At 46.8% G+C, this 25,724-nt stretch carries 21 protein-coding genes; 14 read left to right on the plus strand and 7 right to left on the minus strand.

Annotated elements, in window-relative coordinates; all coding sequences use genetic code 11:
• Nucleotide 1 precedes the first annotated feature (1 nt).
• From SPB21_RS04685 to SPB21_RS04695, 3 genes are read right to left on the minus strand one after another with little or no spacing between them, the layout of a single operon-like run.
• The gene (locus tag SPB21_RS04685; protein ID WP_499865737.1) at nucleotides 2–1,018 is read right to left on the minus strand and encodes a phage tail protein; all 1,017 of its coding nucleotides are present in this window, start codon (nucleotides 1,016–1,018) and stop codon (nucleotides 2–4) included.
• 10 nt (nucleotides 1,019–1,028) lie between these two features.
• The gene (locus SPB21_RS04690) at nucleotides 1,029–3,203 is read right to left on the minus strand and encodes a putative baseplate assembly protein (protein ID WP_499865738.1); all 2,175 of its coding nucleotides are present in this window, start codon (nucleotides 3,201–3,203) and stop codon (nucleotides 1,029–1,031) included.
• Nucleotides 3,204–3,211: 8 nt separating this feature from the next.
• Nucleotides 3,212–3,568 carry a GPW/gp25 family protein gene (locus SPB21_RS04695; RefSeq protein ID WP_163671187.1) on the minus strand — a complete coding sequence of 119 codons (357 nt, stop codon included), beginning with the start codon at nucleotides 3,566–3,568 and terminating at the stop codon, nucleotides 3,212–3,214.
• A 202-nt stretch (nucleotides 3,569–3,770) separates the two neighbouring features.
• On the opposite strand from SPB21_RS04695, the gene SPB21_RS04700 reads away from it, so the two are divergent.
• Nucleotides 3,771–3,980 carry a Nif11-like leader peptide family natural product precursor gene (locus SPB21_RS04700; protein ID WP_163671186.1) on the plus strand — a complete coding sequence of 70 codons (210 nt, stop codon included), beginning with the start codon at nucleotides 3,771–3,773 and terminating at the stop codon, nucleotides 3,978–3,980.
• Between the two features lie 215 nt (nucleotides 3,981–4,195).
• Here SPB21_RS04700 and SPB21_RS04705 read toward each other — a convergent pair whose 3' ends face one another.
• The 4 genes from SPB21_RS04705 to SPB21_RS04720 form a co-directional block, all read right to left on the minus strand.
• A complete protein-coding gene (locus SPB21_RS04705; protein WP_499865739.1) occupies nucleotides 4,196–6,148 on the minus strand; it encodes an ATP-binding protein in 1,953 nt (650 codons plus the stop codon).
• 328 nt (nucleotides 6,149–6,476) lie between these two features.
• On the minus strand, nucleotides 6,477–6,692 hold the full coding sequence (locus SPB21_RS04710; protein WP_499865740.1) for a hypothetical protein: 216 nt from the start codon (nucleotides 6,690–6,692) through the stop codon (nucleotides 6,477–6,479).
• 69 nt (nucleotides 6,693–6,761) lie between these two features.
• The gene (locus tag SPB21_RS04715) at nucleotides 6,762–7,025 is read right to left on the minus strand and encodes a hypothetical protein (RefSeq protein ID WP_499057680.1); all 264 of its coding nucleotides are present in this window, start codon (nucleotides 7,023–7,025) and stop codon (nucleotides 6,762–6,764) included.
• Between the two features lie 6 nt (nucleotides 7,026–7,031).
• Nucleotides 7,032–8,309 carry a Pvc16 family protein gene (locus SPB21_RS04720; protein ID WP_163702945.1) on the minus strand — a complete coding sequence of 426 codons (1,278 nt, stop codon included), beginning with the start codon at nucleotides 8,307–8,309 and terminating at the stop codon, nucleotides 7,032–7,034.
• A 480-nt stretch (nucleotides 8,310–8,789) separates the two neighbouring features.
• Here SPB21_RS04720 and SPB21_RS04725 point away from each other — a divergent pair, with 480 nt between their 5' ends.
• The 13 genes from SPB21_RS04725 (at nucleotide 8,790) to SPB21_RS04785 (ending at nucleotide 25,711) form a co-directional block, all read left to right on the plus strand.
• Nucleotides 8,790–10,502 carry a phage tail sheath family protein gene (locus SPB21_RS04725; protein WP_163670555.1) on the plus strand — a complete coding sequence of 571 codons (1,713 nt, stop codon included), beginning with the start codon at nucleotides 8,790–8,792 and terminating at the stop codon, nucleotides 10,500–10,502.
• 112 nt (nucleotides 10,503–10,614) lie between these two features.
• Nucleotides 10,615–11,112, plus strand: a complete 498-nt coding sequence (locus tag SPB21_RS04730) for a phage tail protein (RefSeq protein ID WP_163670557.1) — start codon at nucleotides 10,615–10,617, stop codon at nucleotides 11,110–11,112.
• A 45-nt stretch (nucleotides 11,113–11,157) separates the two neighbouring features.
• The gene (locus SPB21_RS04735) at nucleotides 11,158–11,640 is read left to right on the plus strand and encodes a phage tail protein (protein ID WP_006519850.1); all 483 of its coding nucleotides are present in this window, start codon (nucleotides 11,158–11,160) and stop codon (nucleotides 11,638–11,640) included.
• An 8-nt stretch (nucleotides 11,641–11,648) separates the two neighbouring features.
• The gene (locus SPB21_RS04740) at nucleotides 11,649–12,134 is read left to right on the plus strand and encodes a phage tail protein (protein WP_499865741.1); all 486 of its coding nucleotides are present in this window, start codon (nucleotides 11,649–11,651) and stop codon (nucleotides 12,132–12,134) included.
• A gap of 11 nt (nucleotides 12,135–12,145) precedes the next feature.
• Nucleotides 12,146–12,577: a hypothetical protein gene (locus SPB21_RS04745; protein ID WP_348918745.1), complete on the plus strand. Its 432-nt coding sequence runs from the start codon at nucleotides 12,146–12,148 to the stop codon at nucleotides 12,575–12,577.
• 7 nt (nucleotides 12,578–12,584) lie between these two features.
• On the plus strand, nucleotides 12,585–12,842 hold the full coding sequence (locus SPB21_RS04750; RefSeq protein ID WP_163670561.1) for a hypothetical protein: 258 nt from the start codon (nucleotides 12,585–12,587) through the stop codon (nucleotides 12,840–12,842).
• A 1-nt stretch (nucleotide 12,843) separates the two neighbouring features.
• Nucleotides 12,844–13,392 (plus strand): phage tail protein, encoded by a 549-nt coding sequence (locus SPB21_RS04755; protein WP_490794745.1) that lies wholly within the window; start codon nucleotides 12,844–12,846, stop codon nucleotides 13,390–13,392.
• Between the two features lie 3 nt (nucleotides 13,393–13,395).
• On the plus strand, nucleotides 13,396–20,553 hold the full coding sequence (locus SPB21_RS04760) for a hypothetical protein (protein ID WP_499865743.1): 7,158 nt from the start codon (nucleotides 13,396–13,398) through the stop codon (nucleotides 20,551–20,553).
• A gap of 65 nt (nucleotides 20,554–20,618) precedes the next feature.
• Nucleotides 20,619–21,104, plus strand: coding sequence for a CIS tube protein (locus SPB21_RS04765; RefSeq protein WP_163670567.1), 486 nt, complete (start codon nucleotides 20,619–20,621; stop codon nucleotides 21,102–21,104).
• A gap of 214 nt (nucleotides 21,105–21,318) precedes the next feature.
• Nucleotides 21,319–23,328, plus strand: a complete 2,010-nt coding sequence (locus SPB21_RS04770; protein WP_163670569.1) for a VgrG-related protein — start codon at nucleotides 21,319–21,321, stop codon at nucleotides 23,326–23,328.
• A gap of 13 nt (nucleotides 23,329–23,341) precedes the next feature.
• Nucleotides 23,342–23,734, plus strand: coding sequence for a DUF4280 domain-containing protein (locus SPB21_RS04775; protein WP_163670571.1), 393 nt, complete (start codon nucleotides 23,342–23,344; stop codon nucleotides 23,732–23,734).
• A gap of 79 nt (nucleotides 23,735–23,813) precedes the next feature.
• Nucleotides 23,814–24,617 (plus strand): aspartate/glutamate racemase family protein, encoded by an 804-nt coding sequence (locus SPB21_RS04780; RefSeq protein WP_163670573.1) that lies wholly within the window; start codon nucleotides 23,814–23,816, stop codon nucleotides 24,615–24,617.
• Nucleotides 24,614–25,711, plus strand: coding sequence for a peptidoglycan-binding protein (locus tag SPB21_RS04785; RefSeq protein WP_499865746.1), 1,098 nt, complete (start codon nucleotides 24,614–24,616; stop codon nucleotides 25,709–25,711). Before SPB21_RS04780 ends, SPB21_RS04785 begins: the two co-directional genes overlap by 4 nt.
• Nucleotides 25,712–25,724: the final 13 nt, after the last annotated feature.

Here is a 25,724-nt window from a genome sequence, read left to right on the forward strand (position 1 = left end):
GTTATTGGGGTTCGATGGCAAGGTCGTAGCTGCAGAAGGCGGGTTTTTCTTGTTCGATGATGGTGCGAATCAGGGTCTCATCGAGGGGATAATCCCTGGGAGGGCGTAGCTGCACGTTGAAGTGATAGGGAAGATTACCTCTGAGGATGGTGGATTCTCCTAAAATGGTTTGACCCAACACGTAGCCCTGGCTAAAGTTTTCGTGGATGCCAATGGACCGTTGGGATTCATCGGATACATGGTCGTCTAAGGGGAGACCACTGGCCAGATGGAGATAAAATCGCAAACCGCGTCGGGTGCCACGCCATCGATAAATCTCCATGGCATAGCGGATCAAGGCACGCTGTTGGGCTAAACTGAGTGGTCCTTGAAATGACCAGCCCACCCAGTGGGCCAGAAACGGTAGCATGGCCTGGGGGGCTGTGAGCGGGTCAAGGTAGGCCCATTGGTGATCGAGAATATCAACGGTGGGCTCAAAGGTGGTTTCAAAGATCTTTAGAAATCGACCGACAAAATCAACATTGCGATAGATGTCGGGGAGAAAATCGAGATACAGGCTTGGCGGCCTGACCAACACTTGGAAAGGGCTAATTTGTTCCTGGCTGTCACCTCGGGAGGTGATGGCGGTAACGGTTAGCTGGCCTGTATAATCTAGTTTCAGGGGCAGTTGCTCAGGGGCGAGGGGCTGTTCAAAGAAATCGGCTGCGATCGCAAAATACAGAACAACTTCCATCTGGTGATGGCCAGGTAAACTAGAGCCTTCTGTGCGCAGTTGCCACCAGCTAGAGGGCATATCTCCAGTGACCGAGAATTTAAGTTGGATCGACTCACTAGAGTGGTTTTTGATCCGCACCACTAATTCACTAAACTCCCCTGGCCGTAGACACAGTTTACTGATTAACGACTGCGGCATTACCGCTTGTCGAGAGAATACGGTAGCTGAGTCTATAACCGCTTCAGGCACCTGGAGAGGCAATAGCTCAAGACTCATCATTTGTCCCGTTTGTACCTGTGACATCGGCCTCTCCCTAATTAATCAGACTAATGGTGTGGCCCGAACGTAGCTGAGTATCTGCCCAGGAACAGACCAGGCCTAATGGTCCTGGTTTAACAACGTTATCAGGGGCTAACTGACGCACCCAGCCATTGTCTTGACGTCGTAATTCATAAAGCATGACGGCCCCGAGATAACGTACTCCAGTTATCCCCTGCAACAATGTGATAATGTCTGACGGATGCACCGCTGTACCAAAAGGCCAACCATGACCGTTACGGCCTCCAACAAGGGGATTTAAGAACCGATAGAGGGCGACTTGCAGATCATGGAGAATCACCTGCTGAGCTTCAGGGGCACCATAGGCTGCATCAATGGCAACTTCTGTTTTGACAGTCACGCCCACATACTCAGGGGACTGTAGCTTCACCTGGATACCTAAAGGACGGCGCTCATCTAGATACTGGGTAACCTGTTGGGTCAGCTGAGGCGTAAGGTCAAAGGACTCCGGAGAGATCCCCATGGCAGTATCAATGGTGGCGGTGTTGGCTTGGGGCACTAACATCACATTCACCACCCCCGGCTGGCTGTTAATCTGTTGAGGACAAATACTGCGGGCTACAGCCCCCTGACTGGCCTCAATGGCCAAGGTTTCAAAATCTTCTGGAGTGACGGCTCGGTCTCGGGTACGCAACAATCGCGGCACTCGTAGTACGGCATTATCTAATGATTCAGCATCGGCTCCATGGTAGGCGGCCCCATGGTTGATCACTGAGGCCACATAGGGGACAGCTGATTTAATCACCCGTAATGTATGGGGTTGCACGTTACCCCGCTGTCCACCCCCAGTGCGATAGGCACGCATGGTAATCATGGACCCTCTGGGGGGAACTGCGCCATACTGTCGTTCCAGCAGCTGTGGGGGGGTAGTGAGTACGGTGGTGCCGTGGGATTGTTGTTGCGATCGCACGTGTGTCGCCGTTTTTAGCTGACCAGGCTCTCGAATCAGGGGGCCAAACTGCACCATCCCCGTCAGCGAATCGAGGGTGTAATGCCAATCCTCTGGACCAGAGTCAGCAAAATCAGTCACCTCTTGCCAGTCTTGCTGAATACCGCTGGGCAGAATGATCGATAAAAATTCTGTTTCATCACGGGGAAGCACCGGCTGGCTCTGCAATTGAAAGCTTTGGCCTGGCTGCCCGTCACTTTCCCCTAGCAATTCATCCTGCACCAGCAGGCACTGGCTAGCATCAATGGTGCCACCAATGGAACGAGCTGAAACACTCAAGAGACGAGGAGAATTACTATAGGTGGGAACTCCCCTGTCAGGAGTTGTACAAACACAGCGTAGCCAACGGCCCCGATAGCTAGCAAAGTCGGTCACTGGAAATTGTTGAGGCAGGTGCAGCACCACCTCTCCCTGCTGAATATCGCTGGTGCTACCCGTATTGTAAAAACTAAACCCACAGGTCTCGTCATCGCTTTCTTGCATGAGAACTGGCACCCAGGTTTGACCATCCCAGGCTTGCCATTGGCGGGGTGGTGTCTCAGGACGAATACCAGTGGGCGTTGCCGTTTCACCCGTAAAGTGTAGGGCGATCACATTGCCTTCAAGGGACTGAGCTGGATCAAGCACTAGATAAAAGCTGTTACCAGGTTGAGGGGTGGGATTAAAAATAGTCTGTTCACAACCGGTCCAATCACCACTGGTATTACGACTCCAACGGGTAGAGAGCCGATCTTGTAAAACGTTAGGAATACGCTCAGCCATATCTGCTGTCAACAGATGATTAATCAAGGGAAGACCAATGATGAGTGGCCGATCAGTACTAAAAATAATGGCCTCTTCTGTTTCAGTACGCTCAGTTGCCACCTCTACTGCCACAGGAATTTGGTAGGGCTCTGGCAAACTTGCAGCCAGGTAAAACGTAATGGCGGTATGGGCAGGCGCAGGCGGCTGTAAACGAATACCTAACAACTCTAAAAAAGCTACATAGTTACGACGCGGCACCTGATTAAACCGCATCATCATTTGGTCAGTGAGCCAGCCAAATAGCTCCACCATGGTGATGCCGGGATCACTAGGATTATGATTAGTCCATTCCGGGCAGTAGCGGGGCACACGCAACAGACACTCTTCGACCAGCTCCTTAAACGTGCGGTCGTCTAAATTGGAATTAGGTAGTTTGGGCAGAAAGTCAAATTCCATAGGGCTCGCTATTCATCAGATGGGGTGAGATAAAAGGGGTATACCAAACTCCGTCGATGAGGTGTTTCTCGAATTCGATAATTAACTGTGATACTGAGACTGGCTGTATCAGGCATCGGTATGGCTGTAACTGCTTCAACCAAGACACGAGGTTCCCACTTTTGGATCGCTGTGCGAGCATAAATCTGGGCCAGCAGTAGAGTGTCATCATTGAGGGGAGCAAACACTAATTCATGGAGGCGAGAGCCAAAATCAGGGCGATAGACTCTCTCGCCTAAACGAGTGCTGAGAATGATGACAATTGATTCTTCAAGATTACGATAGTCATGACTAAATTGAAGTCCCCCCTGAAGCGTTAACCTCATGGGAAATCCCCAACCCTGTCCTAAAATCTCTTTAGTGCTTACCAATATGTTTATTGCTGTCAACTTTTTTTGTTATGTTAACCACCTAAACGTGAGAAAACTTCCGTGATTCTAACGATTCGCACTAGCCAGGTATTCAGAGTACAACAGTAAACACAAATGAATTTTAATTGATTCAATTCCTTTAGCGAGTATTTAAATTATGGCTAGAGAACAAGTAGCTAAGCTTTTTCGCGAAGCTCAAACAAACCCGTCCCTACGCAACTCCCTCAGTGCAGCACCTAGCCCAGAGATATTTGTAGCGATGGCTAACCAAAAGGGCTTTTCGTTTACGATGAAAGAATGGCGAGAGATGACTAATTTCTCGGTGGAAGAATTAGAGTGTGAACTCTCTGAGATTCCTGGAATTTAAAGCATCTGAGTCACACGAGTATTTTGTGGCGTAAGTTTGCCCACTATCAAATTCAAATGTGGATGGGTGGATGCGATCGCTGCCAAGTTTCTGCCATGGGTACTAGCATAGTTGCATAGCTGATCATTTTCTCTGCATTGCCTTAGAAAAGAGGGATTGAAACTCTCTTTTCTAAGGCTTTTCTAGTGTCAAGAAGAAGGCACGGCGGTGTACCCCTATATCCATCCCTTAATTTCTGTGTCGGTTAATGGGCGCTCTAACTTTAGATATTCGCGTTTAGCTGCCTGCAGTAGATGTTTCATCATCACAGGCTCATCAGCATCGGCTGCGATAAAGGCGGCACTCAGGGCAATATTCCGGATGTTACCGCCAGCAATGCTCAGTTTTGCTAAACGCTCATAGACTAAGTCTTTAGTGGGAGTATCCGCAGGAAATACACGACGCCAAATCTCAGCTCGCTGTTTAGCGTCGGGGAAAGGAAATTGAACAACAAACCGTAAACGACGGAGAAATGCCTGATCGATGGAGTTCTTCAGGTTGGTGGTTAAAATGGCCAACCCCCGATAAGACTCCATCCGCTGTAGAAGATAACTAACTTCCATGTTGGCATAGCGATCTTTAGAGTCACTGACATCGCTGCGTTTACCAAATAAAGCATCGGCTTCATCAAAGAGTAGAATCACCCCCCCGCCCTCAGCGGCATCAAAAATACGACGCAAATTTTTCTCAGTTTCACCGATATATTTACTCACCACTGTACTTAGATCAATCCGATAAAGATCAAGATTGAGATCCCGTGAGATCACTTCAGCTGCTGTCGTTTTACCCGTGCCGCTCGCACCAGAAAATAGAGCACTAATGCCTAATCCACGGCCACTTCTGCCACCAAAACCCCAGTCTTCGTAAACGCGAGAGCGCTGGGCCACGTGGGTAGAGAGTTCTTGAATTATCTGTTGTTCTTTTTCGGGTAATACCAGGCTATCCCAGGTGGCACGAGCATCAATACGCTGGGCTAATTCATCTAAGCGAGGTCGAGCCTGGGTACGGCAAAGGTTCCATAGGGGCTCAGGGGTATTAACTGTTTGCCCCTGTAGACAAACGGTATGAATGGCACTAGGGCTCAGATTAAACTGAGACACTAGCGAGTTGATAGAGGTCTGCCAAGTCGTTCCGCGATGGCCGAGGCCAGACTGCCAAAGTTGACGCTGTTCTGACGATGTGGGGTGGTCTACTTCGAGGGTGAAAAGGGGGCGCTGCCGCTGCCGACGGCGATCTCTACCAGTAATCATCAGGGGGAGATTGGTAGTGTCAATAAAGGTTGCGATCGCACTCCGTCTCTCCGCACTTTCAGTCTCTAAATCCTCACAGTTTAAAAGCACTGCCATGCGACTCAATCGATATTCACGCTCGCATAATGTTTGCAATGTTTTCAGCTGTTGCCAATCGGTAGGTAACGCTTCAGCAGACAACTCCTGTAGTTCCAGGTTCAGATGCTGACAGGCTTCAGAGGCTACAGTTCTCAAGCTAGAGCTATCACCGCCAATCAATTGAATAACTGACAGGAGACTCCCCGGCAACCTCTGAGTCCAGGTCTGTTCTATCTGGTCAATGAGACGTTGATGGGAAGGCACTAACAAACTGGGTGCATGCACGGCATGCATCAGTGTTTGCAAACGTTGGTCAAGATATTGCACCCCTGTCAGATAGTGCAAAATTCGCTCATCAATCCGTAGAGGGCTCGCAACTAACGCATTGCCGCCACCGATTTCAATCAGCTGGTACCTTCGGAGTGTGGCACTGGGGGTTAACGCTTCCCAGCAGACGTTCTCGAATAGGCTTAAGGCTAATCCAAAGGTAGGATAGGCGTTATTGCTAGCTGTTTGGCATAGTTTAGGCCAATGTCCATCTAGTTCCATGCCTGCGCATAGCAGGAGAATGTTTTGCTCAAAGTGAGTGAGCCCAAGACAACGGGTTAATAGTTCTAGGGCAAATAGTTGACCGTTGTAGTTGTTGTCTAATGCAGGTGGGGTGGGGTGGGCTAAAGGAGTTTGTGTTTCGTTTTTTTGTTCTAATCGCTGACGGATCTGAGCGAGTGAATAGCTGAGATATTGCTGATTGGCACTGTGCCAACTTTGGATAGATTTAGACGGTGACAATGCAACAGTCATGGTGTTTGGCTCAGTAAAATTATTAGCAATATCTCACCAATGGCAAGATAGACGAGTATTTAATGTGCTGTTAAGAAATAGTTTGAGATTAAGGCATAACCTTATTAATCGACCTAGCCGTATCCTTTACTAAATCTGAATATTGGCGATAAACGAGAGCCTACTTTCGGGGAAACCCCAATTTGCCTAACAGAGATAACTTAATTACTCCTAAAGGGGGAGTTAGGCCCCACTTTAGGCTACCGTGTATACATAAGTTGGAGAGTTGCTCACAGTTTCGAGCCCACTCTCCGAGAAGGGTAAAGTGAAGCTCAAACCCACGTTGGGTTCAAAACCCAACGCTAATTGAGGGCTGTCCACTAACGGGACAAGATTGGCTGGGCAGCTCTAGATATAGAGCTTCTAGGGATTCTTTAACCGCTTGAGCGGTTTTGAGCCAGTTAGCCTTGCGACTTTGAGTCCAAGGCGGGTTAATGCTTCCTTGCCAGGTGCAAGATCTCAGTATTATCAATTGTGATAACTGTGTTTCCTGAGTTGTCGGCATAGAGCAAAACCAGCTGTTTGGGGTGCCAGGGCATAAAATTTAAATCATGCAATTGCTCTTTAACAAATTCTAATCATTCGTTTGCAACAGGTCCTGCAAATACTGAATGGCTTCTGTCGGAGATAACAGAACAAATTCTCCATCGCGGAGTAATTCATACTGTCCCCCACGATAACCGTGGGCGGTAATGAGTTTTTTCTCAACTGCTTGGGTCGCTAAATTATGCAGCTGATTAACACTAATTGTTTCGAGTTCTAGGTTCATCTTATTTTTTAAGGCCTCAAAATCAGGTTCGGCTGGCTGGTCCGCATTGGGTTCGGAAACGTCACTCATGACAATTTATTTGACGACGACTCTGGGGCTATTAAACCAATTAAAGGTGCTGCTGTTAGGATCAGTATCAACACCTAATAGGCTATCAGCCCCATCAACCTGTAGACGAACAAGATAGTCGCCAGGTTTCACGCCGCTAATGGAAATTGTCAAACTGTCGGTATCTGCTGCGCGGGGAGATGCGGTAAAGAGGTAGGTGACTGGGGCATCTGTGGACCACTCATTAAGGGCAAGCACTACATGCTGTTGAGCACCGACAGGTAGATAGGTGGAGATTTGTAAAATCCCCGTCCGTGGATCGTCGTCAACGCCTTCTATATCAACAACTTTTATCGATGTTACGGTGGGACGCAGAACAAAAGGTAACGCATTGGAATTGATCAGTACAGATTGATTAACGATTTTTGAGGAATGTTGCGATTGTTGTTGACCTCCATAGTGAATCACCTGTGCAGACTGAATGCCTGCCCGTAAAGATAAGCGGGGGGCGTCTGTAAGCGACACGTTGATTTCATTGTCGGTGATTGAGTTTGGGACAATCTCAGCATCACCAACTTTGATTTGAGTATTGGGTCCTTGCAACAGCTTCCCTAAAATTCGCAGGGGAGTTTTTTCATCAATGGGGGACAGAGGGCCTGATTGGGCAATTACTTTCTCAATTACTGGCTGATGGGGAAATGGAACCATCCCACCAAAGTAACGCTCTCGCACTGGCAGGGCTTTCTGGGTCGATATTTCACCATCAATGACAACAGCCATGACTTTATAAACCAGAGACAATGAATAGGGTGCCTGAAAAAATGTTGACCAAATTTTAGACAGCTCATCCATATCCATGGGCACTGGATTGATGTTGATTTGTTGCGTCTGGGTGGTTAAATCTGAATTGGCTAAGAACGCCGAGTCTACAATTGCAGTGTCAATCATATCGGCGGTGAGCACAGTTTTATCGCTCAGAGTGCGCACTACACTCCCCAACAACCGCTGGGGTTCTAATTCTGTATCATTACCATAGGCGCTCAACATATAGTAAAGATCCAGAGAGGAGTGGCGTCGAATGGGGCCTTTTTTAGAGCGAAATGTGGCAGTATCACCATTGCGCAGAGCATTATTGTGGGCGACCTGATATAGAAACAAGTTGATGCCTGACTCAGGGGTGCTGCTGCCAATGCTGTTGGGCTTTAGGGTGGTAACTCGAGCTCCGTCTACATCACGCTGAATCGCGCCCTGAAGCAACCGCTGTAGTGTAGCGGTGACAGTTGCGATCGCAAGATGATTACTCATTCAGCCATGTATGAAAACGTCTGCTATAGAAGTGCCCAGTTAACGATTGAATTCAACATTGTTTGATAAATACTAGCGTCTACTGCCATTGGGCAATCTGGATAAACCATTATTCCATCCGTAATTTTGGATAGTTCAAACGTAGTAATGGGAACTAAATATACGTAATTTGATTTTTATTGATATTGCATGGGGATTCTGGGGAAAACAGTATTCTAGGAGTCAATCCACTCACATTGTTGTTGCCGATTTATACTTTGACCACATCCAGAACATTCGTTTTTGTAGAAGAAGCAATCGATTTTAGCTTGGATATGGTTAAGAGACGATTTAGCCTGTTATCACTGCCCTTTGCGGATAACAGATTAAAACTTAATTAGCAACACTTATATTTTTATCTTCCTGTTAGACGAGGAGAACGTCCTCTCTCTACGGAAAAACACAGATACTACAGCTCAAACTGGATGGAGAATAACTAGTATGGCCTTAGACTACTTTGCGCCAGGGGTCTACGTCGAAGAGGTAGACCGAGGTAGTCGCCCCATTGAGGGCGTCAGCATGAGTGTTGCCGGATTTATCGGCTTTACCGAAGACGTACGAGGAGACGCTGAACTGTTTGAGCCCATGATGGTTACCAACTGGGCTCAATACTTAGAATTTTTTAGCAAGCCAGGCTCCGATGGGTTCACTGATTTTGGCGCTTACCTTCCCTTTGCTGTACAGGGTTGGTTTTTGAATGGTGGCGGTCGCTGTTGGGTGGTAAGTGTTGGCACTAAGCTACCGGGCACGCCTAAACCTGCTGCATCTGAGAATGCAACCAAACTGATCACCTCCAGTGGTAAACCTTCTCTTTCCTTCTATCTAAAAGCCTCTGAATCTGAGGAAGAAGGCACCTTGGCGCTTCCATCCAGTGCGGGTCGATTAACTGTCAGTGTTCTAGATGGAGGACCTAAGCCTTTACCTGACGATGCCGATGAGGATGCGGAACCCCCCATTAATAATGGTGAGTACTTCACAGTCATCGTCAGACAAGGGGATGAAATCTTAGAGCAGTACGATCACCTGAGCATGAATCCAGAGGTGGCCTCCGATGTTGCTGACTATGCTGTCACGATGCTAGAGCCCTCTGAGTATATTGTGGTTGAGAACATCTCACAATCTGGCCAGGCTCTCTCTCGCCGACCGGCTAATGGCTCCTATGAGATCGCACCTCCCCCCTATGTTGGCAAGCCAGAGCGCTTTAATCGCGATCTTCAAGGCAACCGCGACGATCGTACTGGCATTCAAGGTCTGTATGAGATTGATGAAGTCTCTATGGTGGCTTGTCCAGACCTATTGTTAGCCTACGAGAAAGGTCTGATTGATCTCGATCAGGTGCACGGTGTCATGGAAATGATGCTTAGCATGTGTGAGAATTCATTCCCCGGCCCCGCTTATCGCATGGCCATTATCGATCCACCGCCGGTAAAACCAGGCAAAAGCATGGATCCCGTAGAACCCAGTCGTCAGCGTCCGGCAGATGCGGCTAAGTGGTTGACCACATTCAATCGTCGCTCTATGTTTGGGGCCACCTACTATCCCTGGATCAAGGTGGCTGACCCCCGCAACGGCGGTCGTCCTAAACTGGTTCCCCCATCTGGTCACATGATGGGTATCTGGTGTCGTACTGACGAGTCTCGCGGTGTGTTTAAGGCACCTGCCAACGAAACACCCCGGGGTGTTATTGGCCTGGCTTACGAGACAAATATGCGTGAGCAAGAACTGCTGAATCCTTTGGGTGTAAACTGCATTCGTAACTTCTCCAGCTACAACCGTGGCTTAAAAGTTTGGGGTGCTCGTACCCTGGTTGAACCTGACAATGTTCAGTGGCGTTACATCAGCGTCCGGCGACTGTTGAGCTACATCGAAAAGTCCATTGAAATTGGCACCCAGTGGGTTGTCTTTGAACCTAACGATCCTGATCTTTGGGCTCGTGTGAGTCGCACGGTCAGTAACTTCCTAGAACGGCTATGGCGCGAGGGAGCCTTGTTTGGTACATCTCCAGCAGAAGCCTTCTATGTGAAGTGTGATGGTGAGCTGAATACCCACGACACCATTATGTTGGGCCGCTTATATGTTGAAGTGGGTGTCTGCCCTGTACGCCCGGCAGAATTTGTCATCTTCCGTATCAGCCAGTGGGCACCTAATCAATAAGGGATATCAATCAAGGATGTAGAGGCATTCCATGGAGTGCCTCTACGTCATCCCCCTCCGAAAGAGAGAGGGGTTTTGGTCAACGTTTTCAGAATTTTAAGGAGATAACCCCATGGCTGATCTCAATAAGCCAATAGCCCCAAGTAGTTTTTATCTGGAACTTGCCGGAGTTTGTGAAGGGGAAAAGTCTGTTTTCAAGAGTGTCAATATTCCTGACTATTCTCCTAAGGTCCAGGGTGGACAGCAGGCTGTTGGCACCACCAAGGGTGGTAAAACCTTGTGGCAAGTAAACTCAGCGGGTTTTGAAGGACTGTTTACCTTTGACTGTGTCTGCATTGCCAGCGGCGATGGTGACAGTACCAGCAAAAAGCTCTACGAGTGGTTTGAGAACTGTTTACCTTCTTCCAATGGCGGCAAGAGTAAATGGGGCGACAACAAAAAAGAAGGTAGCATTACTGCCTACGATACCGATGGCAATGAGGTAGCTAAATGGCAATTTGTTGAGGCATGGCCTTCTAAATATAAGTGTGCCGATCTCGATGTAACGGCGGACGCTTACATCGAAGAGACCTATACCATTACCTGCGAAAAGTTTAACCGCACCATGTAGTTTGACCTTTAGGTCAGTCAAGAGAACAGTCAAGAGAACATAGTCATGGTCCAATATTTAACCAATTCAAAATTCTATTTCGAGATTGATGGCGTAACAGCTTTGTCAATCAAAAACTGTACTGGGCCTGAGATTGAGTTAGAAGTGGCTGGTGGAGATTCAGCCATTGGTGTGACTAAAGATGCCAAAACTCAAACCCAGGCAACGATTGGCGGTGTGAAGTACAACAGTACCGTTACCCTGACCTATGTAGCGGGTAACGAATCTGATCAGAAGAAGTTATCAGATTGGTATAACGATTGCCACCCAGACACCTATTCGGGGGGTGGTTCCAAGGCGATGGATAGTCGCAAAACGGGTTCGCTAGTGGTCTATGACCCGAATGGGAAAGAGGCCATGCGCTATAACTTTATCGATCTATTTCCAGGCAGTAAGAAACAGATTGGCAGCCTTGCCGTTGATAGTGGTGGCAACTTAGCGGAAGACACACTGGAGTTGTACTTTACTCAAGTTACTCGAAACAAATAGTGTAACTAATGACATTTCCAGAGATTTTAACTAAAGCTCGTTTTTATCTGGAACTTAGGCTGGACGGTAGTGTTGATTCAACCGATGGTTACTTCATGGAATGTAGTGGTTTTGCGCGATCGCAAGATGTCATCGAAATCTGTGAAGTAACCCCCCAGGTTTGGGGGAAACAGGGAAACAGCCGTGGGCACATTGTTCGATCTAAAATTCCAGGAAACAGCTCCTATACCAACATCACAATCAAACGAGGTTTGACCATTTCCACAGCCTTTTGGGAGTGGATGGATACCATTGGCGAGGGTAATTGGATTGACCAGCGTCGCAACGGTGCTCTTTGCATCTATGATCAAGCGGGGGATGAACAATTTCGTTTTGAATTCACTGGAGCTTGGCCCGTCAGCTATAAAATCTCTGATTTAGATGTTAAAGGAGCTGACTACAACATTGAAGAAGTAGAAATTGTTGTCGAATCGCTCAAACGCGTTTGTAACTGAGAAAGAGAATTATGACAGCCATTCAACTCAGCAACAATTTAGGGTTAGCACCACCCAAAACTAAGCCCTCTATTCAACCCATTGATCCGTTGCCGCCCAAAACCATCGCCTCAGATTTTCAACCAGAAGCACCCAGTCATGGCTCCTCTGGTATACAAACTGAGTTTATGTTCAGGCTGCCAACGGGCTATCTGGATGCGGCTGGTCAGGTGCATCAACACGGCACCATGCGATTGGCCCGCACCATTGATGAGATTGAACCCATGTCTGATCCAAGGGTTCAGATGAATCCAGCCTATGCCACGGTGATTATTTTGGCACGGGTTATTCTATCGTTGGGCACCTTACCTGAGGTCAGTCCCACCGTCATTGAGGGCTTATTTGCCGGAGACTTAAATTATCTACAGAACTTTTATAGAAACATCAATCGCCTAACGGGGTAAATACGTTATGACTAATTTAGATTCTATGGCTGGGGCTGAACGCACAACTGTTTTGCCGCCCAGTAGCGATATTTCTAACCCAGCAGCGTTTGTGGCACCCGCCATTGTGCAGAGTGATCATACGCTGGAAGTAAAACGAATGATGGCTCAGGTAGCTGAGAAGCTAGCCCATAATCCCCTAGCGATGCAACAATTTTGCGATCGCATCCACCAACTCCTGTGTGACGACATGAAATTACAACAGGAACGGTCTTGCAGGAGATAAAATGGCCACTACATCAAGCAGCAGCTCTGAGAATTCTACCGCAGCTAACTATGTCACCAGTAATCGATTTTATGTGGAGATCGAAAGCAAAATCACAGCCTGTTTTACAGAATGTGGTGGACTTGGCGTGCAAGTTAAAAAGGAAACCGTCGCGGAAGGAGGCCTAAATGACCAGCAGCGAATTTTGTTGGGTACACCTGAATTTTCGGATGTCACGCTAAAGCGCGGTATGAGTGGCGATCAAGTCTTTTGGGACTGGCTTAATACATTGTTTCAACCGCGCACGTCAGGCACTGCCCTCCAACAGTATCGCCGCAACATCAATATCTTAATTTTCAATCAAGCGGGACAAACCCAACAATGTTGGACTTTGATTGGTGCTGTTCCTGTGGGGTGGCAGGCACCTTCTCTACAGGCAGATGGCAGTGCCGTTGCCATCGAGGAACTTACGCTAGCGTATGAAGGTTTAAATGTCACCTTTGGCAGCGGTGGCGGTGGGGCCACAATGCTAACAAAACGCTCTGATACTGGCTACTTTGAGAGTAAGTAATCGATGGCAAGACAGCTGGGGCATACGTCTCCCTTAGGCGCATTTCGTAACCTGGGTAGTGGGGTACAGCGACATTCGTTGGGGACGTCATCGTTAGCGATCTTAGATCTTAAAACGTTTTATCCCCATGGGTTTCCTGTCAATACCTCTGACGGAACAGATCATGCATCGCAATCCAGCATCGCAGATAATACAGTTGCGCGTAGTGTAGACACGCCAGCACCTTCAGCTCACCATGCGAAATCGCGCGTTAAGGGAGAAAATACACCTAGTTCCGTCGAGCAGACTGCCTCTTTTCGTAGCCGTTTGCAGCGTTACTTTTCGCCAGAGGTAGAAGGTCGTTCTGATGCGATCGCACCTACCTCCCCTCATCTCTCCCCTCATCTCTCCCCTCATCAGTCTACTGCCCAAGCATCTCCAACCCATGCATCTACATCAAATTTTCAGGCTGCTCATAAAATAACAGATGGTGACCCTTCTGATACCCATGAGGTCTCCGCGACAATTGAGGCTCAGACCATACAACGGCTAACGGATGAGAATACTCGCAACACTACATCCAATCATCCCCAAGTATCCCCTACCAATAGTCCTCAATCTGTTCCGGAACCACATCTACCAACATCCGCTCAACAGTCTCCCATTGGCCTAGGCTCAACCGATATTAACCAATCCGTTCAGAGTCTCCGTGAATCGTCTCCAATTCAACAATCGACTAACCAGGATAATCCAAAGATTGGGCCATCTACCGACGTAAAAACTCAAGCTGGGTTAGGGTTGAAACCCCAAGAATCTTTAGATCTGTCTCTAACTGCTGAGTCAGGCTCAACTCTAGGTTCAAATACAGTTGATTCATCCACTACTATCCCTAAGGCATCAAAAGAAACTGCCCCCAGCAGTTTACAGAGGGCTGCAGATACGGTCAACAATAATAAGCAAAATGCGGTTGCCCAGCCGCCACCTATGGGACTGGGCTCAACTGATATTCACCAATCCATTCAGAGTCTGCGAGAATTATCTTCTCCGATTCAACGAGCTACTCAGCATCACCCAACTATTGGACAGTCTGCGGACGTAGCCACTCAATCAAGCTTAGAGTATACAAAACCCACAACTTCAAATCCGTCTCCCAATATTGAGATAGGGCCAACTTTAGGAACACGTGCAACTGACTCGCCTGTTCAACGATTTGATGAGTCGCAGCAGCCACCTGGCCATTTATCCTCCTCTGGTGAAACGAGTATTGCCCATGATGACATTCAACTAGCGTCCAATCAGCAACCGACAGCCCCCAATGGATTATCGGCCCTTCTTGAAACTCAGGAGATTGCCTTAGACCAGGCTAAAGCATCGTCTCATTCGAATTCAGATAGCCCAGATATAATTCAAAGAAAGGTTGATCTGTTATCTAAACAAACAATCAATGCTGGTGATAACAGTTCACAAGCAGAGCTAACTCAGGTAGAAACTCTAGATCTGAAATCAGATAATTCTAATCAATCATTCGACTGCACAGCGACACCTGAGACATTATCTTCCACAATAGATCCTATTCAACGGGCTATAGCTGGATCTGATATCGGTGATCAGGGTATCCAATCACCCGCGCAGAGACCAACTCCAGTCAGTCAGGATTTTGCTATATCAGAGCCATCAGCGACCGATCAGATAGCTGCTCATTCTGAAATTCAAAGGTCACCTAATTTTAGTGATATAGATAACTCTTCAAACCATCAACTATCTGGATCGCAAGAGTCTCTCAGTCATGCGTCAGCGGCTGACTCAATTGATGCACTGAGCACTGAGAAATCTGTTACTGATGCACCCAAACTGATTCAACGTGTAGCCGAACCATCTCAGACAATAGAAGGCTCCCATGACTCCAGCCCAGTAGATACAGGTCAGCCGTCTGCAAGTAATCTGTCAGAAACATTATTCAATTATCCCCATCCAACCCCGTCCATACCTAAGGATATTTCTAGGAAAAAAGCTAACCATTATTCAGACCCCGTTCGGCTGAGCGGTTCGGCTAAGCTCACCGTCGAAGCCTCACATCGAAGCCAATCCCCCAATTCTGAGGGCTTTGAGTCTTATCCCTCTGAGAATCTGGGAGACCCTATTATGCCTAGTCGGGATAATAGCATTGCTTCCATAAAAGGGGAGAATTCCAGCCAGTATAGCCTTTTCGAGAAAATATCTAACCAGGTTGACCCCATTCAACGAGTCGCTGGAACACCTCAGTCCTCAGGCTCGGACTCAGTTGTGAGTGAAATTAGTCAGACAGACAGCCCCCAATTATCGGCTAATCGTCGTTCTGAAACTGAGACTCTTCAGAATTCAGGTAATGATCAATCCGGTGATAATTTGGAGGCACCAGTTCAACGATCAGCGGATTTAATTCAGTCAACTAGGGAGTCTAACAAATCAGCGCAAGTAGACACAGACCGGTCTATTGACTTTGACCAAACGGACGCAACTCAGCTATCGGCTAATAATCTTGCCGAAACGGACGCAACTCAGCTATCGGCTAATAATCTTGCTGAAACTGAGACTCTTCAGAATTCAGGTAATGATCAATCCGGTGATAATTTGGAAGCAACAGTTCAACGATCAGCGGATTTAATTCAGTCAACTAGGGAGTCTAACAAATCAGCGCAAGTAGATACAACTCAGCCTATTGAATTTGGCCAAACGGACGCAACTCAGCTATCGGCTAATAACCTTGCCGACACTGAGACTAGTCAGAATTTGGGCCATAGCCAATCTGTTGCTAACTCAGAAGAATCAGTTCAACGGAGAGTTGATTTATCAGGGTCACCCAAGGTCTCTAATGATTCAGGACCAGTAGAAACAACGCAGGTGGTTGGGGATGCGATCGCACACAAATCAAATAATCACTCTAATACGTTACCGACAGCGAATATTCATAGCACTCTCCAGCGAGCAACAGACATAGCAGAGAGTCCACAGACTATCGAACCAGATAAATCTCCTTCAGTTCAACAGTTACATTCTGAATTAACCACAACTGATATTACCTATAGTCAAGCCGATACACTAATCTCCCGCGCTTCCAACCAACCAACTGTTTCTCAACAACCCCCTATCAACAATCCTTCCGAGGCTTCATTGCCTGATGTCTCAATCTCGAGTCAATCCCTTTCCCACCAAACTGAATCAATTCAACGGGTAACCGAATCCAAGTCGCCATCCAACTCAGTTTCTGACAAATTGGGTTCAGCTAATGCGGCTCAACCGTTGCCCAATAACCCTCAGACAAATGAGTTTTCAAGCGACATTCAATCTATCTCTAATTCAGTCAAGTCAAGTCAGCGGGCAGCTGAATCGATTGAATTAACTCCATTAGTGTCTCACGAATCACATCAGATAAACCCAACTCAACTATCTGATACTAAAGGTGCCAGTGCTTCCTTCACTCCAGAAGTACCACTTAAGGACTCATCTATTCAGTGCTTTTCAGAGGCATCTAATACTGAATCCCAATCTTTTGACTCAAATGAAATCCTTCCCCAAAGAGATTTTTCGACTGAGAACAAGATTCAATCAAAAGATGAGTCGCAGCCGTCTATCTCGATGCAGCAAGCTGTCAACCCTAGTAAGATTACATCAGCGCCATCAACTGATTCCAACCAACAGGAAAATCTTCAGCCCTCTGCTGCTCCAGATGGGATTCAAGCCGCAAACCAGTTGGCATTCGCCGCCAATCCACTAACCTCTTCCCCTGAAATCCAGACTGCATTAGACCAGACTGAAATATCACCCCAGGCGAATTTGTCTCCAACGGCCTCAGCCCCAATCCAACGACAGCCCAGCGATTTGTCTGGCGTGCCAGACAATATTGAGGATTCACCATCTATATATTCACAGATAGAACTGTCCCTATCTAATCAGCAGGATCCGACACTATCTAATCAGCAAGATCCCACATTTAACAGGCCAGCATTAGATCTTGGGACTCCAGCAATACCACCTGAGTCAATGGGGTCTGTTCAGCGTTCTACGATAGAGCCTATACAAAGTAAGAACGTTGCTGATCAGATATCTCCTCAAGACCGAACTGCAGTCAGTCAAGCATCAGTCACACCAGATCTTCCAACAATAGCTCAAAATACCTCCCATAGTCAGGTTCAAAGGTCTCCAAGTTCAAGCGATGTAGGCAATAATTCTATAGCTGTTCAATTGCCATTATCTCAACTGTCTTCTCAGCAGTCAGCAGAGACTGAATTCAATCATAAGAGTGATACTCAAGATACGTCTACCTCAGCTGAACCTGTTCAACATACTACTGTTGAGCCAACATTAGCAACCTCAATTGAGGCCGATAGAGTGTCTCCTGACAATTTTCCAGACATTCAGGTTAACGAATCAAGCAATGTTCAACACGTTGCCACCTCAGCAGGATCAATTCAATGTGCGGATGAACCACGTCAAACAATCACATCAGCCCCGATCCCAACAGACATCGCTCACCCTCATCATGCGCCTGAGGTCAAGACTACTATTCAGAAATCGAGTACTGGTCAATCCGTTGCTGGCCTAACATCTGGCCCAACATCTGATCCAACATCTGGCCCAACAGAGATGGTTCAACGTGCCACTAATTTAAACCAGGCCACCGCATCAGGTTCTCATCAGTCAAACCAAACAGATGTAGCCATTCCTGACAGCTTGAAAGCGGCCCAGGATATTCCAGAATCGAGTGATGAGCGCCCCATTTCTAGTTCACCAACCTCAATCCAACGTACTATTTCCCCTCAATTAACTTCATCCGTTTCTCCTGAGCTAACCCAATCTTCTGATGATTGCTCGAAAGAAACTCAAGTCAACGTATTGAAAGACCTTCAAGCTGCTACATCTAGTTTGGAAGTGCCGGTCCAACGTGTATATGAGTCAGTTCACTTAGCATCACCAGGCTCAATTGAAACGGACATATCTTGTCCTCAGAAAGCAGAGCAGATCATTCAAGAAGTAAGTGATGTACACTCCATTTCTGACTCAATCAATCCGATTCAATGCACTAACGAAGTCACACAAACTACCACATCCATTTCTCCTGATGAGCTAACCCAATCTTCCAACAAATTATCAGGCGAAGCTCAGACTCAGAATTTAAAGGATGTTCAATCCATTTCTCACTCAGCAACGTCTGTTCAGCGTGCAACCGATTCAAGTCAGCCCACCGCATTAGATGTCTATAAACCTAGCCAAGAAAATATAGCACCCCCTGATCGCTCATCAATAGATCAGATTATCCAAGAACAAAACCATGAGCAAGCCATTTCTGGGCCAACAGAATCAATCCAACGAGTCCCTAACTCAACACAGCCGAGTGAATCAATTCCCTATGGTCTGTCTCAATCTTTTGATGACTCATCAGAAGAGAATCAAGTTAGCAAATTAAATAACGTTCAACCTATTGCTACGTCAGCCATTTCGATTCAACACGTAACTGAGGCAAGTCAAACAACATCAACCTTAAACTCAACGGATACAGATCATCCCGATAGGTTAACGGAAAGCCAGACGATTCAGAAATCAAGTCATGGACAATCTGATGTCACCTCAACAGGCTCAGTTCAACGTACTACTGATCTAACACAGCCTACTGCGTCAGATCCCGATGTCTTAAACCAAACGGATGCAGCATCTCTTAAGGGCTGGTCAGAAACTCAGATTAATGAACTACATGATGCTGCGCTAGGCTCTGACGCAACGCCATCGGTTCAACGCGTGCCTAAGCCAGGTCAGCTAACTGACAGTTCTCCATCTCGGACGAGGTCGGTTAATAATGTAACCAATATCCAAGAACCAACGACGCGGCATTCTGATAGCGCAAACAGTCCAACGCCTGATTCACCTATACAGCGTCAAGTTGCCAATTTCAACCGGTCTGAAGTAAGCAAATCAGCCACATTACCATTGAACCAGACACCGTTAGAAAACAGTCAGCGGTCCAATCATCCTAACGGAAGCAACTTGTCTGCAATAAGTGGCCAGCCACCTGTTCTACAGCCATCGCAAGAGAATAGGAAGCATGGCCTAGCTAACAACACACTATCTGAATCCAAACAGACTCCCATAGAACCAACTACAGTCCAACGGGACGTGATTAGTGATTCTGTGGCTGAGCAGATTACTCAGTTTGGGACATCAAACAATTCTTCGATGCAGTTAGGTGATACTCAAATTCAGTCGCCTGAGTCTGGTAGAGGAGAATTTGCAAGCTTGAAATCCACTGGACAACGTTCGTCGAATATCGCCTTCGATTCCCCAAAGTTACAACGTTCTTCAGAGACAAAAGACAAGTCAGCGACATCTATATCCACGAGTATCACTTCAACTCATAAAGATGTCTTAACCCCTTCTAGACAGAAACAATCGCTAGCGGTACTCAGATCGCTAAGCGTGTTGGAACCATTGCCATCGTTACACGGTAAAACATCTCAAACATCCCTGAAAGGTAACTCTACTGCCTCAGAGTTACCCTCATCAAGCTCCACAATTCAACGCCAGACAATCAACGACATTCCTGGTGAGTGGTCTACTCTAGAATCATTAGTTGCAGACCTGACCAACAGTCACCCACAGAACTCCCCTGCCTTTGATCAACCTACAAATACAGATTCAGAATCTACAACGCAACCATCAAAGACCAACTCTGACACAATTCAGCGCCAGGTCTCTAACGTTAACAATGGTTCTAGTCAACAGCAACATGCTATTACCAATATCCCTGGCAATGGGTCTAATTTAGAAAATTTAGTGACACCTGTACAGCGTAAATTGTCAGGTCATCAGTCTACGAAAAAAGCATCTTCTCAACAGTCTAGCCCCACTGCTAGAAAATCAACATCAAAACCTAGCCAAATAACGTCAGCAAGCCCCACTGTCAAACTTGCCAAGCCAGCTACAGTTACTGTTCAACACCAAGTAGCAAGCCCAGTATCTTCGACCAAGCCCACAGTTATTCAAGCTAGTCCAGACAATTCCTCTACGGTTACTGTATCAGCCGATGCACAAACCGATGATAGCCACAACTACAGCAAGTATTTAGAGATGCTAGTTCAAGAAGTTTATAGCCTATTGCGACAACGACTTTCTTTAGAACAGGAGCGTAGAGGACCTAAATACCCTAGATAAACCTCAATCAAATTTGAAAAGTTATCCGTCCGAACATTAGATCGAACCATACATTAGATCGAACCATGAGCCAATTTGTCAAAGCCAAACTCATTGCCCAAGGAGGTGGTAGCAATATCGAGTTTATGTTTAATCCAACTGAATTGAGTTTTAGTCGTAAGATGAATCTCAATTCGTCTGGTGGTGCCCGCACGGATGATGGTGTTCCTAAAATTAGCTTTGGCTCACCGGACCCCTATAGCATCACCCTTGGTGGTTTGATGTTTGACACCTATGAGACAGGCGAAAATGTACTCGACAAACACATCGAAAATTTTCGACAGGCGGTTGAATTCTTAGACAGTAAAGAACGTCCTCCTATGTATATCTTTACTTGGGGAAAACAAGAATATTTACGTTGTTTTGTTCAGTCACTTTCCTATAAGCTAACTATGTTTTTGCCTGATGGCACTCCAGTAAGGGCAACAGTGGATATAACTCTGCAAGAAATTGGTGAGACCAGTGGCTCAGGTAATACAGGCACGCCTAGCCGAGGCAGCAGTAGCCGCTAGATAAAAACGAGGGCATGAAAGTAAGTAGGAGATGGCCTTGTGCCTGGCCATTTGTTATAGAAAGGCAGATGGCAAGGGAGCAGGGGCGTAATAGAAGCTTGACGTGAAAATACGTAAAAGCAATTGTTTTTTATTTTCAGAAACTGGTAATTACCTCCATGTTCTGTTGACATTACCTCTTTAAAATCAAGTTCTCTTTGTAAGAAGCTTCTTTATGGCTGCCACCAAGTTTGTCGCCACACCTACACTGAAGATCGATGGCAAAGCCGCCTCCAGTGATTTAATGGAGGATCTTTTACAAATCGTGGTGGAGGAAAGTTTACATCTGCCAGGAATGTTTACCCTGGTAATTCAGAATGATTACTACGCTGGTGAAGAAAATTATCAAGTCTGGAAACACGAGAAACTATTTGAGATTGGCAAATCGATAGAAATCGGGTTTACATCCAGTACCACCGAGTCAGACGAATTTGACGAAGAGAACAAAGGCACGGTGATCAAAGGAGAAATCACAGCGATTGAAACCCATTTCACCAGTGAAGCCCAAGCTCCTATCATTATTCGTGGTTACGATGCTTCCCATCGCTTACATCGAGGACGTCATAACCGTTCATTTCAAAATAAAACGGATTCTGATATTGTTAAATCCGTTGCCTCAGAAGTTGGTATTTCTACAGGGACAGTGGACTCCACCGGAGGACCCTATGGGTACGGAGATATCGGTGGTTCTAGTGGTTATGTGTTTCAGCAGAACCAGACCAATATGGAGTTTTTGCGGGAACGAGCTGTTCGCCATGGGTTTGAACTATTTGTTCAAGATGGCAAGCTCAACTTTCGTAAACCGACAAAAGACAGCACTCTGTCCCTAGAATGGCTACAGGATATCCACAGTTTTCGTGTGCGCGTAAGCAGTGCTGAACAGGTCAAAAGTGTGGAAGTGCGGGGTTGGGATTATAGCCGAAAAGAGGTAATTTCTGAAACCATTAGTAAAGCAAAACAGGTTTTAACTGATACCGATAGTGGTGACGGTAGTAAAACTGTTAGCAGCTTTGATGGTAAACCCAAAACACCGACGTTAATCATGGTTGATCAGCCGATCTCCCAAGCTAAAGAGGCTCAAACCATGGCTCAGGCGCTCTATGACGAAGTGGGTGGAGAGTTTGTCCAGGCTGATGCTCGCAGTGAGGGCGATCCGTCAATCCGACCAGGGCGAGTGGTTAAACTCACGGGTATGGGTAACTATAGCGGCAGTTACTATATTACCGAGACCCGGCATGTGCTCCACGAGCGCATTTACATGACTGAGTTTTCGGTACGAGGACTGCGTGGTGGCGACTTGTTACAAACGTTGGAAACTAAAAATACGCTATTGCCAGGGCAGACCCTAATGGTGGGGGTTGTTGCCGATAACAAAGATCCTAAAGGGTGGGGAAGAGTCAGGGTAAAACTGCCCACTCTAACCGAAGACCACATGAGTAACTGGGCACGGGTGGTGTCTATGGGAGCAGGACCCAGCCGAGGTGTTGACTGGCTACCTGAGATTAACGACGAAGTGCTAGTTGCCTTTGAACATGGGGATATACATCGACCCTACATTTTAGGGGGAGTGTGGAACGGTAAAGATGCACCACCGGAGAAAACAGAGGAAACCATTGCCAATGGTAAGGTTCGTTTGAGAACTTTGAAAACTCGCCTAGGGCATACTTTGCAATTTGTGGAAGAAGATAAGGGTGATAGTAAAAAAGGTGTGTATTTAACCACAGTGGATAAGCATCAGCTTCACTTCAATGACACTGATAAATATATTGACCTCAAAACGAAAGACGGGCATGAGCTCAAGTTTGACGATAAGAATAAAAAGATAGAGCTTAAGACTAAGAATGGTCATCAAATTTCGATGGATGATAATGGCAAGAAGGTAGATATTATCTCCACCGGTAGCCTTAATGCGAAATCAGGCACGAGTGGTAACAGTGAGAAGATTAATATTAATGGCGGTGAAATCACGCTAACCGGAGCGACGAAGATTACGCTTAAGGTTGGTGGTAGTAAGATTGTTGTGAGTTCTACGGGGGTGGATATTTCGGGAACTCAGGTGAATATAAAGGCAAATGCAACGGCGAAAATGGAGGGCTCGATGGTGGATGTGAAGGGGAAGGCGACCGTAAATGTTCAGTGTTCGGGGATGACGAAGGTGGCAGGGAGTTTGTTGAAGTTGAATTAACTGGAGGTAAATTATGGGAATGCAAGTTGTTGCTGGAGCCATGCTCAAATGCCCTTTTGGGGTGGCACCCAGTGTCTTAAATGTCTTACCCAAAGGACCACCTGTCATGGCTTCTGGCCCTCTAGCCGCCACCATCATGGACTATGCGCCTATTGTGAATATTCCTCCCTTTGGCATGTGTACTTCCCTGGCTAATCCCACTGTGGCGAGCGCTACTGCCGCTGCCCTGGGCGTACTGACGCCCATGCCCTGTTTACCTGTTATTCCAGCTCCCTGGGTTCCAGGTTCTCCTACGGTAAATATCAATAACTTTCCAGCCCTTAACAACAGTTCTAAGTGCATGTGTACTTGGGGGGGAGTGATAACAATTATGAATCCCGGACAGTTTACGGTTCAGGTTCCATAGCCAATTTTTCTGCTAAAACCCATAGTCAACTGGGCATCCTCAAGGAGTAACAAACTCCCAGGAAAGCTATGGGTACATAATGGCAGATAATCTTCCCAAAAATTCCCAGCGGCAAGTCAAGCTTCCAGGCATTTTGGGTGGGTTAGGTCCGTTGGCCCATATTGAGTTCGAACAACGCCTGCTACACCATAGTGCGCGACGGGGAACACAGTGTGATCAGGAGCATCCTAACTGGTTGTTGTTGAGTGCTGCGTCTACGCCAGATCGGACTCAAAGTTTGACAGGGACTGGACCAGACTGTGTTCCCTATCTGGTGCGCAGTGCTTGTTTATTAGAAGCGATGGGTGCCGGTTTTTTAGTGGTAACCTGCAATACTGCCCATGGGTTTTATCATACGGTGCAGGCACAGTTGGATATTCCCTGGCTACATATGATGGAGGCAACAGCGGCTTATATTGCTCAGTGTTTTCCTAATGTACGGCAGGTGGGCGTGTTGGCAACAGATGGAACGTTGCGATCGCAACTCTACACCACTAGCCTTGCTCAATATGGGATCTCCCCCATTTTGCCCCCTTTAGGTTCTCCTATTCAGCATCGTATTATGGAAGCAATTTACTCACCGGACTGGGGAATCAAAGCCACGGGTGCCTGGGTTTCAGACATTGCTCTCATCGAGCTGATCGTTGCTTCTCGCTGGCTAGCGGCTCAAGGGGCAGAACTGTTAATTGCCGGATGTACAGAAATATCCATCGGTCTTGCCCAACTCAGCCAGCTACCCATTAACTGGATTGATCCCCTGGATATCATGGCCAATCTCACCCTCGATCTTGCCTACGGAATAATTTCAGAGTCATCCACTGTGTCAGTCAAGAGTTTCCCATGATTAATATATCGTCACTGCGACTACCTCGATGGGGATCGCATCTCCTTATTGTCACCCTGTTGATTGGTCTGGCTCAACTAGCTGCCCAGCCTGCCCTGGCCAATACCCTAAACACTCTACGATTAGGGAGTGAAGGGACCGCTGTTGAACAGCTACAGACCCGATTGCATACCTTAGGATACTTTGAGGCAGAGATTGACGGGAGCTATAACAAATCTACTCAGCTTGCCGTTAAAGCATTTCAAAGAGACCGTAATCTACAGCCAGATGGCATCGCTGGCACTGAAACTCAGCGCCAGCTTGCAGGTACAGAAGAAGCTATCCATGCTCCCCGGACAGAGATGCCTCCTGATATTCAGCGCATTCTTGATCGCGGAAAATTAGTCGTCGCGTTACTTAGCACCGATAACACTCCCTTTTTTACAGAAGGCAACACACCAAAGGGGTTGGACATTACTATTGCCCAGGGATTAGCTGATGCCCTAGATGTTGATTTAGAGTTTAACCGCTCAGCGAATACCTTTAATGATGTTGTCGATCAGGTATATCAACTGAAGGCTGATATTGCTATTTCTAAGCTCAGTCGCACCCTCAGTCGGGCCAAACGGGTGCGATTCTCCCGCCCCTATGTCACCATGCGTCAGGGATTGTTAGTTAATCGGGTGCAGCTGGCTAAACAAACCGAAGGAAATCAGGTCATTGAAGCCATTCGTAACTTCAGCGGCAACGTGGGTGTTATTCAAGGTTCATCTTACGCTAGTTTTATTAAACAAAAGTTTCCTAAATCCACGATTCAAGAATATCCCACATGGGAGGACATTGTAGAAGCTGTCATTAATGGCGATATTCAGGCAGCCTATCGAGATGAACTTGAAGTCAAAAAGATTATTCATAAAAATCCAGACGCAGCCCTCAGGTTACAAACCATTGCCTTAAATGACACCCAAGACCAAATTGCCATGGCCTTACCTTGGGATAGTCAACATTTACAAGACTTTGTTAATCAGTATTTAGATACCTATAGTCTTGACTACACAGCTGACACCGTTCTAGAAGACTATGCCGATCATCTAGAGACCGATGAAAAAGAGTAGGGATCAACAGCTA

The organism is Leptothoe sp. ISB3NOV94-8A, from assembly GCF_043421595.1.
Taxonomy (GTDB): Bacteria; Cyanobacteriota; Cyanobacteriia; order Phormidesmidales; family Phormidesmidaceae; genus Leptothoe; species Leptothoe turfae.

Coding starts and splice junctions, on each gene's coding strand:
- SPB21_RS04685 (WP_499865737.1), bottom strand. CDS start 1,018: ATGTCACAGGTACAAACGGGACAAATGATGAGTCTTGAGCTATTGCCT.
- SPB21_RS04690 (WP_499865738.1), bottom strand. CDS start 3,203: ATGGAATTTGACTTTCTGCCCAAACTACCTAATTCCAATTTAGACGAC.
- SPB21_RS04695 (WP_163671187.1), bottom strand. CDS start 3,568: ATGAGGTTAACGCTTCAGGGGGGACTTCAATTTAGTCATGACTATCGT.
- SPB21_RS04700 (WP_163671186.1), top strand. CDS start 3,771: ATGGCTAGAGAACAAGTAGCTAAGCTTTTTCGCGAAGCTCAAACAAAC.
- SPB21_RS04705 (WP_499865739.1), bottom strand. CDS start 6,148: ATGACTGTTGCATTGTCACCGTCTAAATCTATCCAAAGTTGGCACAGT.
- SPB21_RS04710 (WP_499865740.1), bottom strand. CDS start 6,692: ATGCCGACAACTCAGGAAACACAGTTATCACAATTGATAATACTGAGA.
- SPB21_RS04715 (WP_499057680.1), bottom strand. CDS start 7,025: ATGAGTGACGTTTCCGAACCCAATGCGGACCAGCCAGCCGAACCTGAT.
- SPB21_RS04720 (WP_163702945.1), bottom strand. CDS start 8,309: ATGAGTAATCATCTTGCGATCGCAACTGTCACCGCTACACTACAGCGG.
- SPB21_RS04725 (WP_163670555.1), top strand. CDS start 8,790: ATGGCCTTAGACTACTTTGCGCCAGGGGTCTACGTCGAAGAGGTAGAC.
- SPB21_RS04730 (WP_163670557.1), top strand. CDS start 10,615: ATGGCTGATCTCAATAAGCCAATAGCCCCAAGTAGTTTTTATCTGGAA.
- SPB21_RS04735 (WP_006519850.1), top strand. CDS start 11,158: ATGGTCCAATATTTAACCAATTCAAAATTCTATTTCGAGATTGATGGC.
- SPB21_RS04740 (WP_499865741.1), top strand. CDS start 11,649: ATGACATTTCCAGAGATTTTAACTAAAGCTCGTTTTTATCTGGAACTT.
- SPB21_RS04745 (WP_348918745.1), top strand. CDS start 12,146: ATGACAGCCATTCAACTCAGCAACAATTTAGGGTTAGCACCACCCAAA.
- SPB21_RS04750 (WP_163670561.1), top strand. CDS start 12,585: ATGACTAATTTAGATTCTATGGCTGGGGCTGAACGCACAACTGTTTTG.
- SPB21_RS04755 (WP_490794745.1), top strand. CDS start 12,844: ATGGCCACTACATCAAGCAGCAGCTCTGAGAATTCTACCGCAGCTAAC.
- SPB21_RS04760 (WP_499865743.1), top strand. CDS start 13,396: ATGGCAAGACAGCTGGGGCATACGTCTCCCTTAGGCGCATTTCGTAAC.
- SPB21_RS04765 (WP_163670567.1), top strand. CDS start 20,619: ATGAGCCAATTTGTCAAAGCCAAACTCATTGCCCAAGGAGGTGGTAGC.
- SPB21_RS04770 (WP_163670569.1), top strand. CDS start 21,319: ATGGCTGCCACCAAGTTTGTCGCCACACCTACACTGAAGATCGATGGC.
- SPB21_RS04775 (WP_163670571.1), top strand. CDS start 23,342: ATGGGAATGCAAGTTGTTGCTGGAGCCATGCTCAAATGCCCTTTTGGG.
- SPB21_RS04780 (WP_163670573.1), top strand. CDS start 23,814: ATGGCAGATAATCTTCCCAAAAATTCCCAGCGGCAAGTCAAGCTTCCA.
- SPB21_RS04785 (WP_499865746.1), top strand. CDS start 24,614: ATGATTAATATATCGTCACTGCGACTACCTCGATGGGGATCGCATCTC.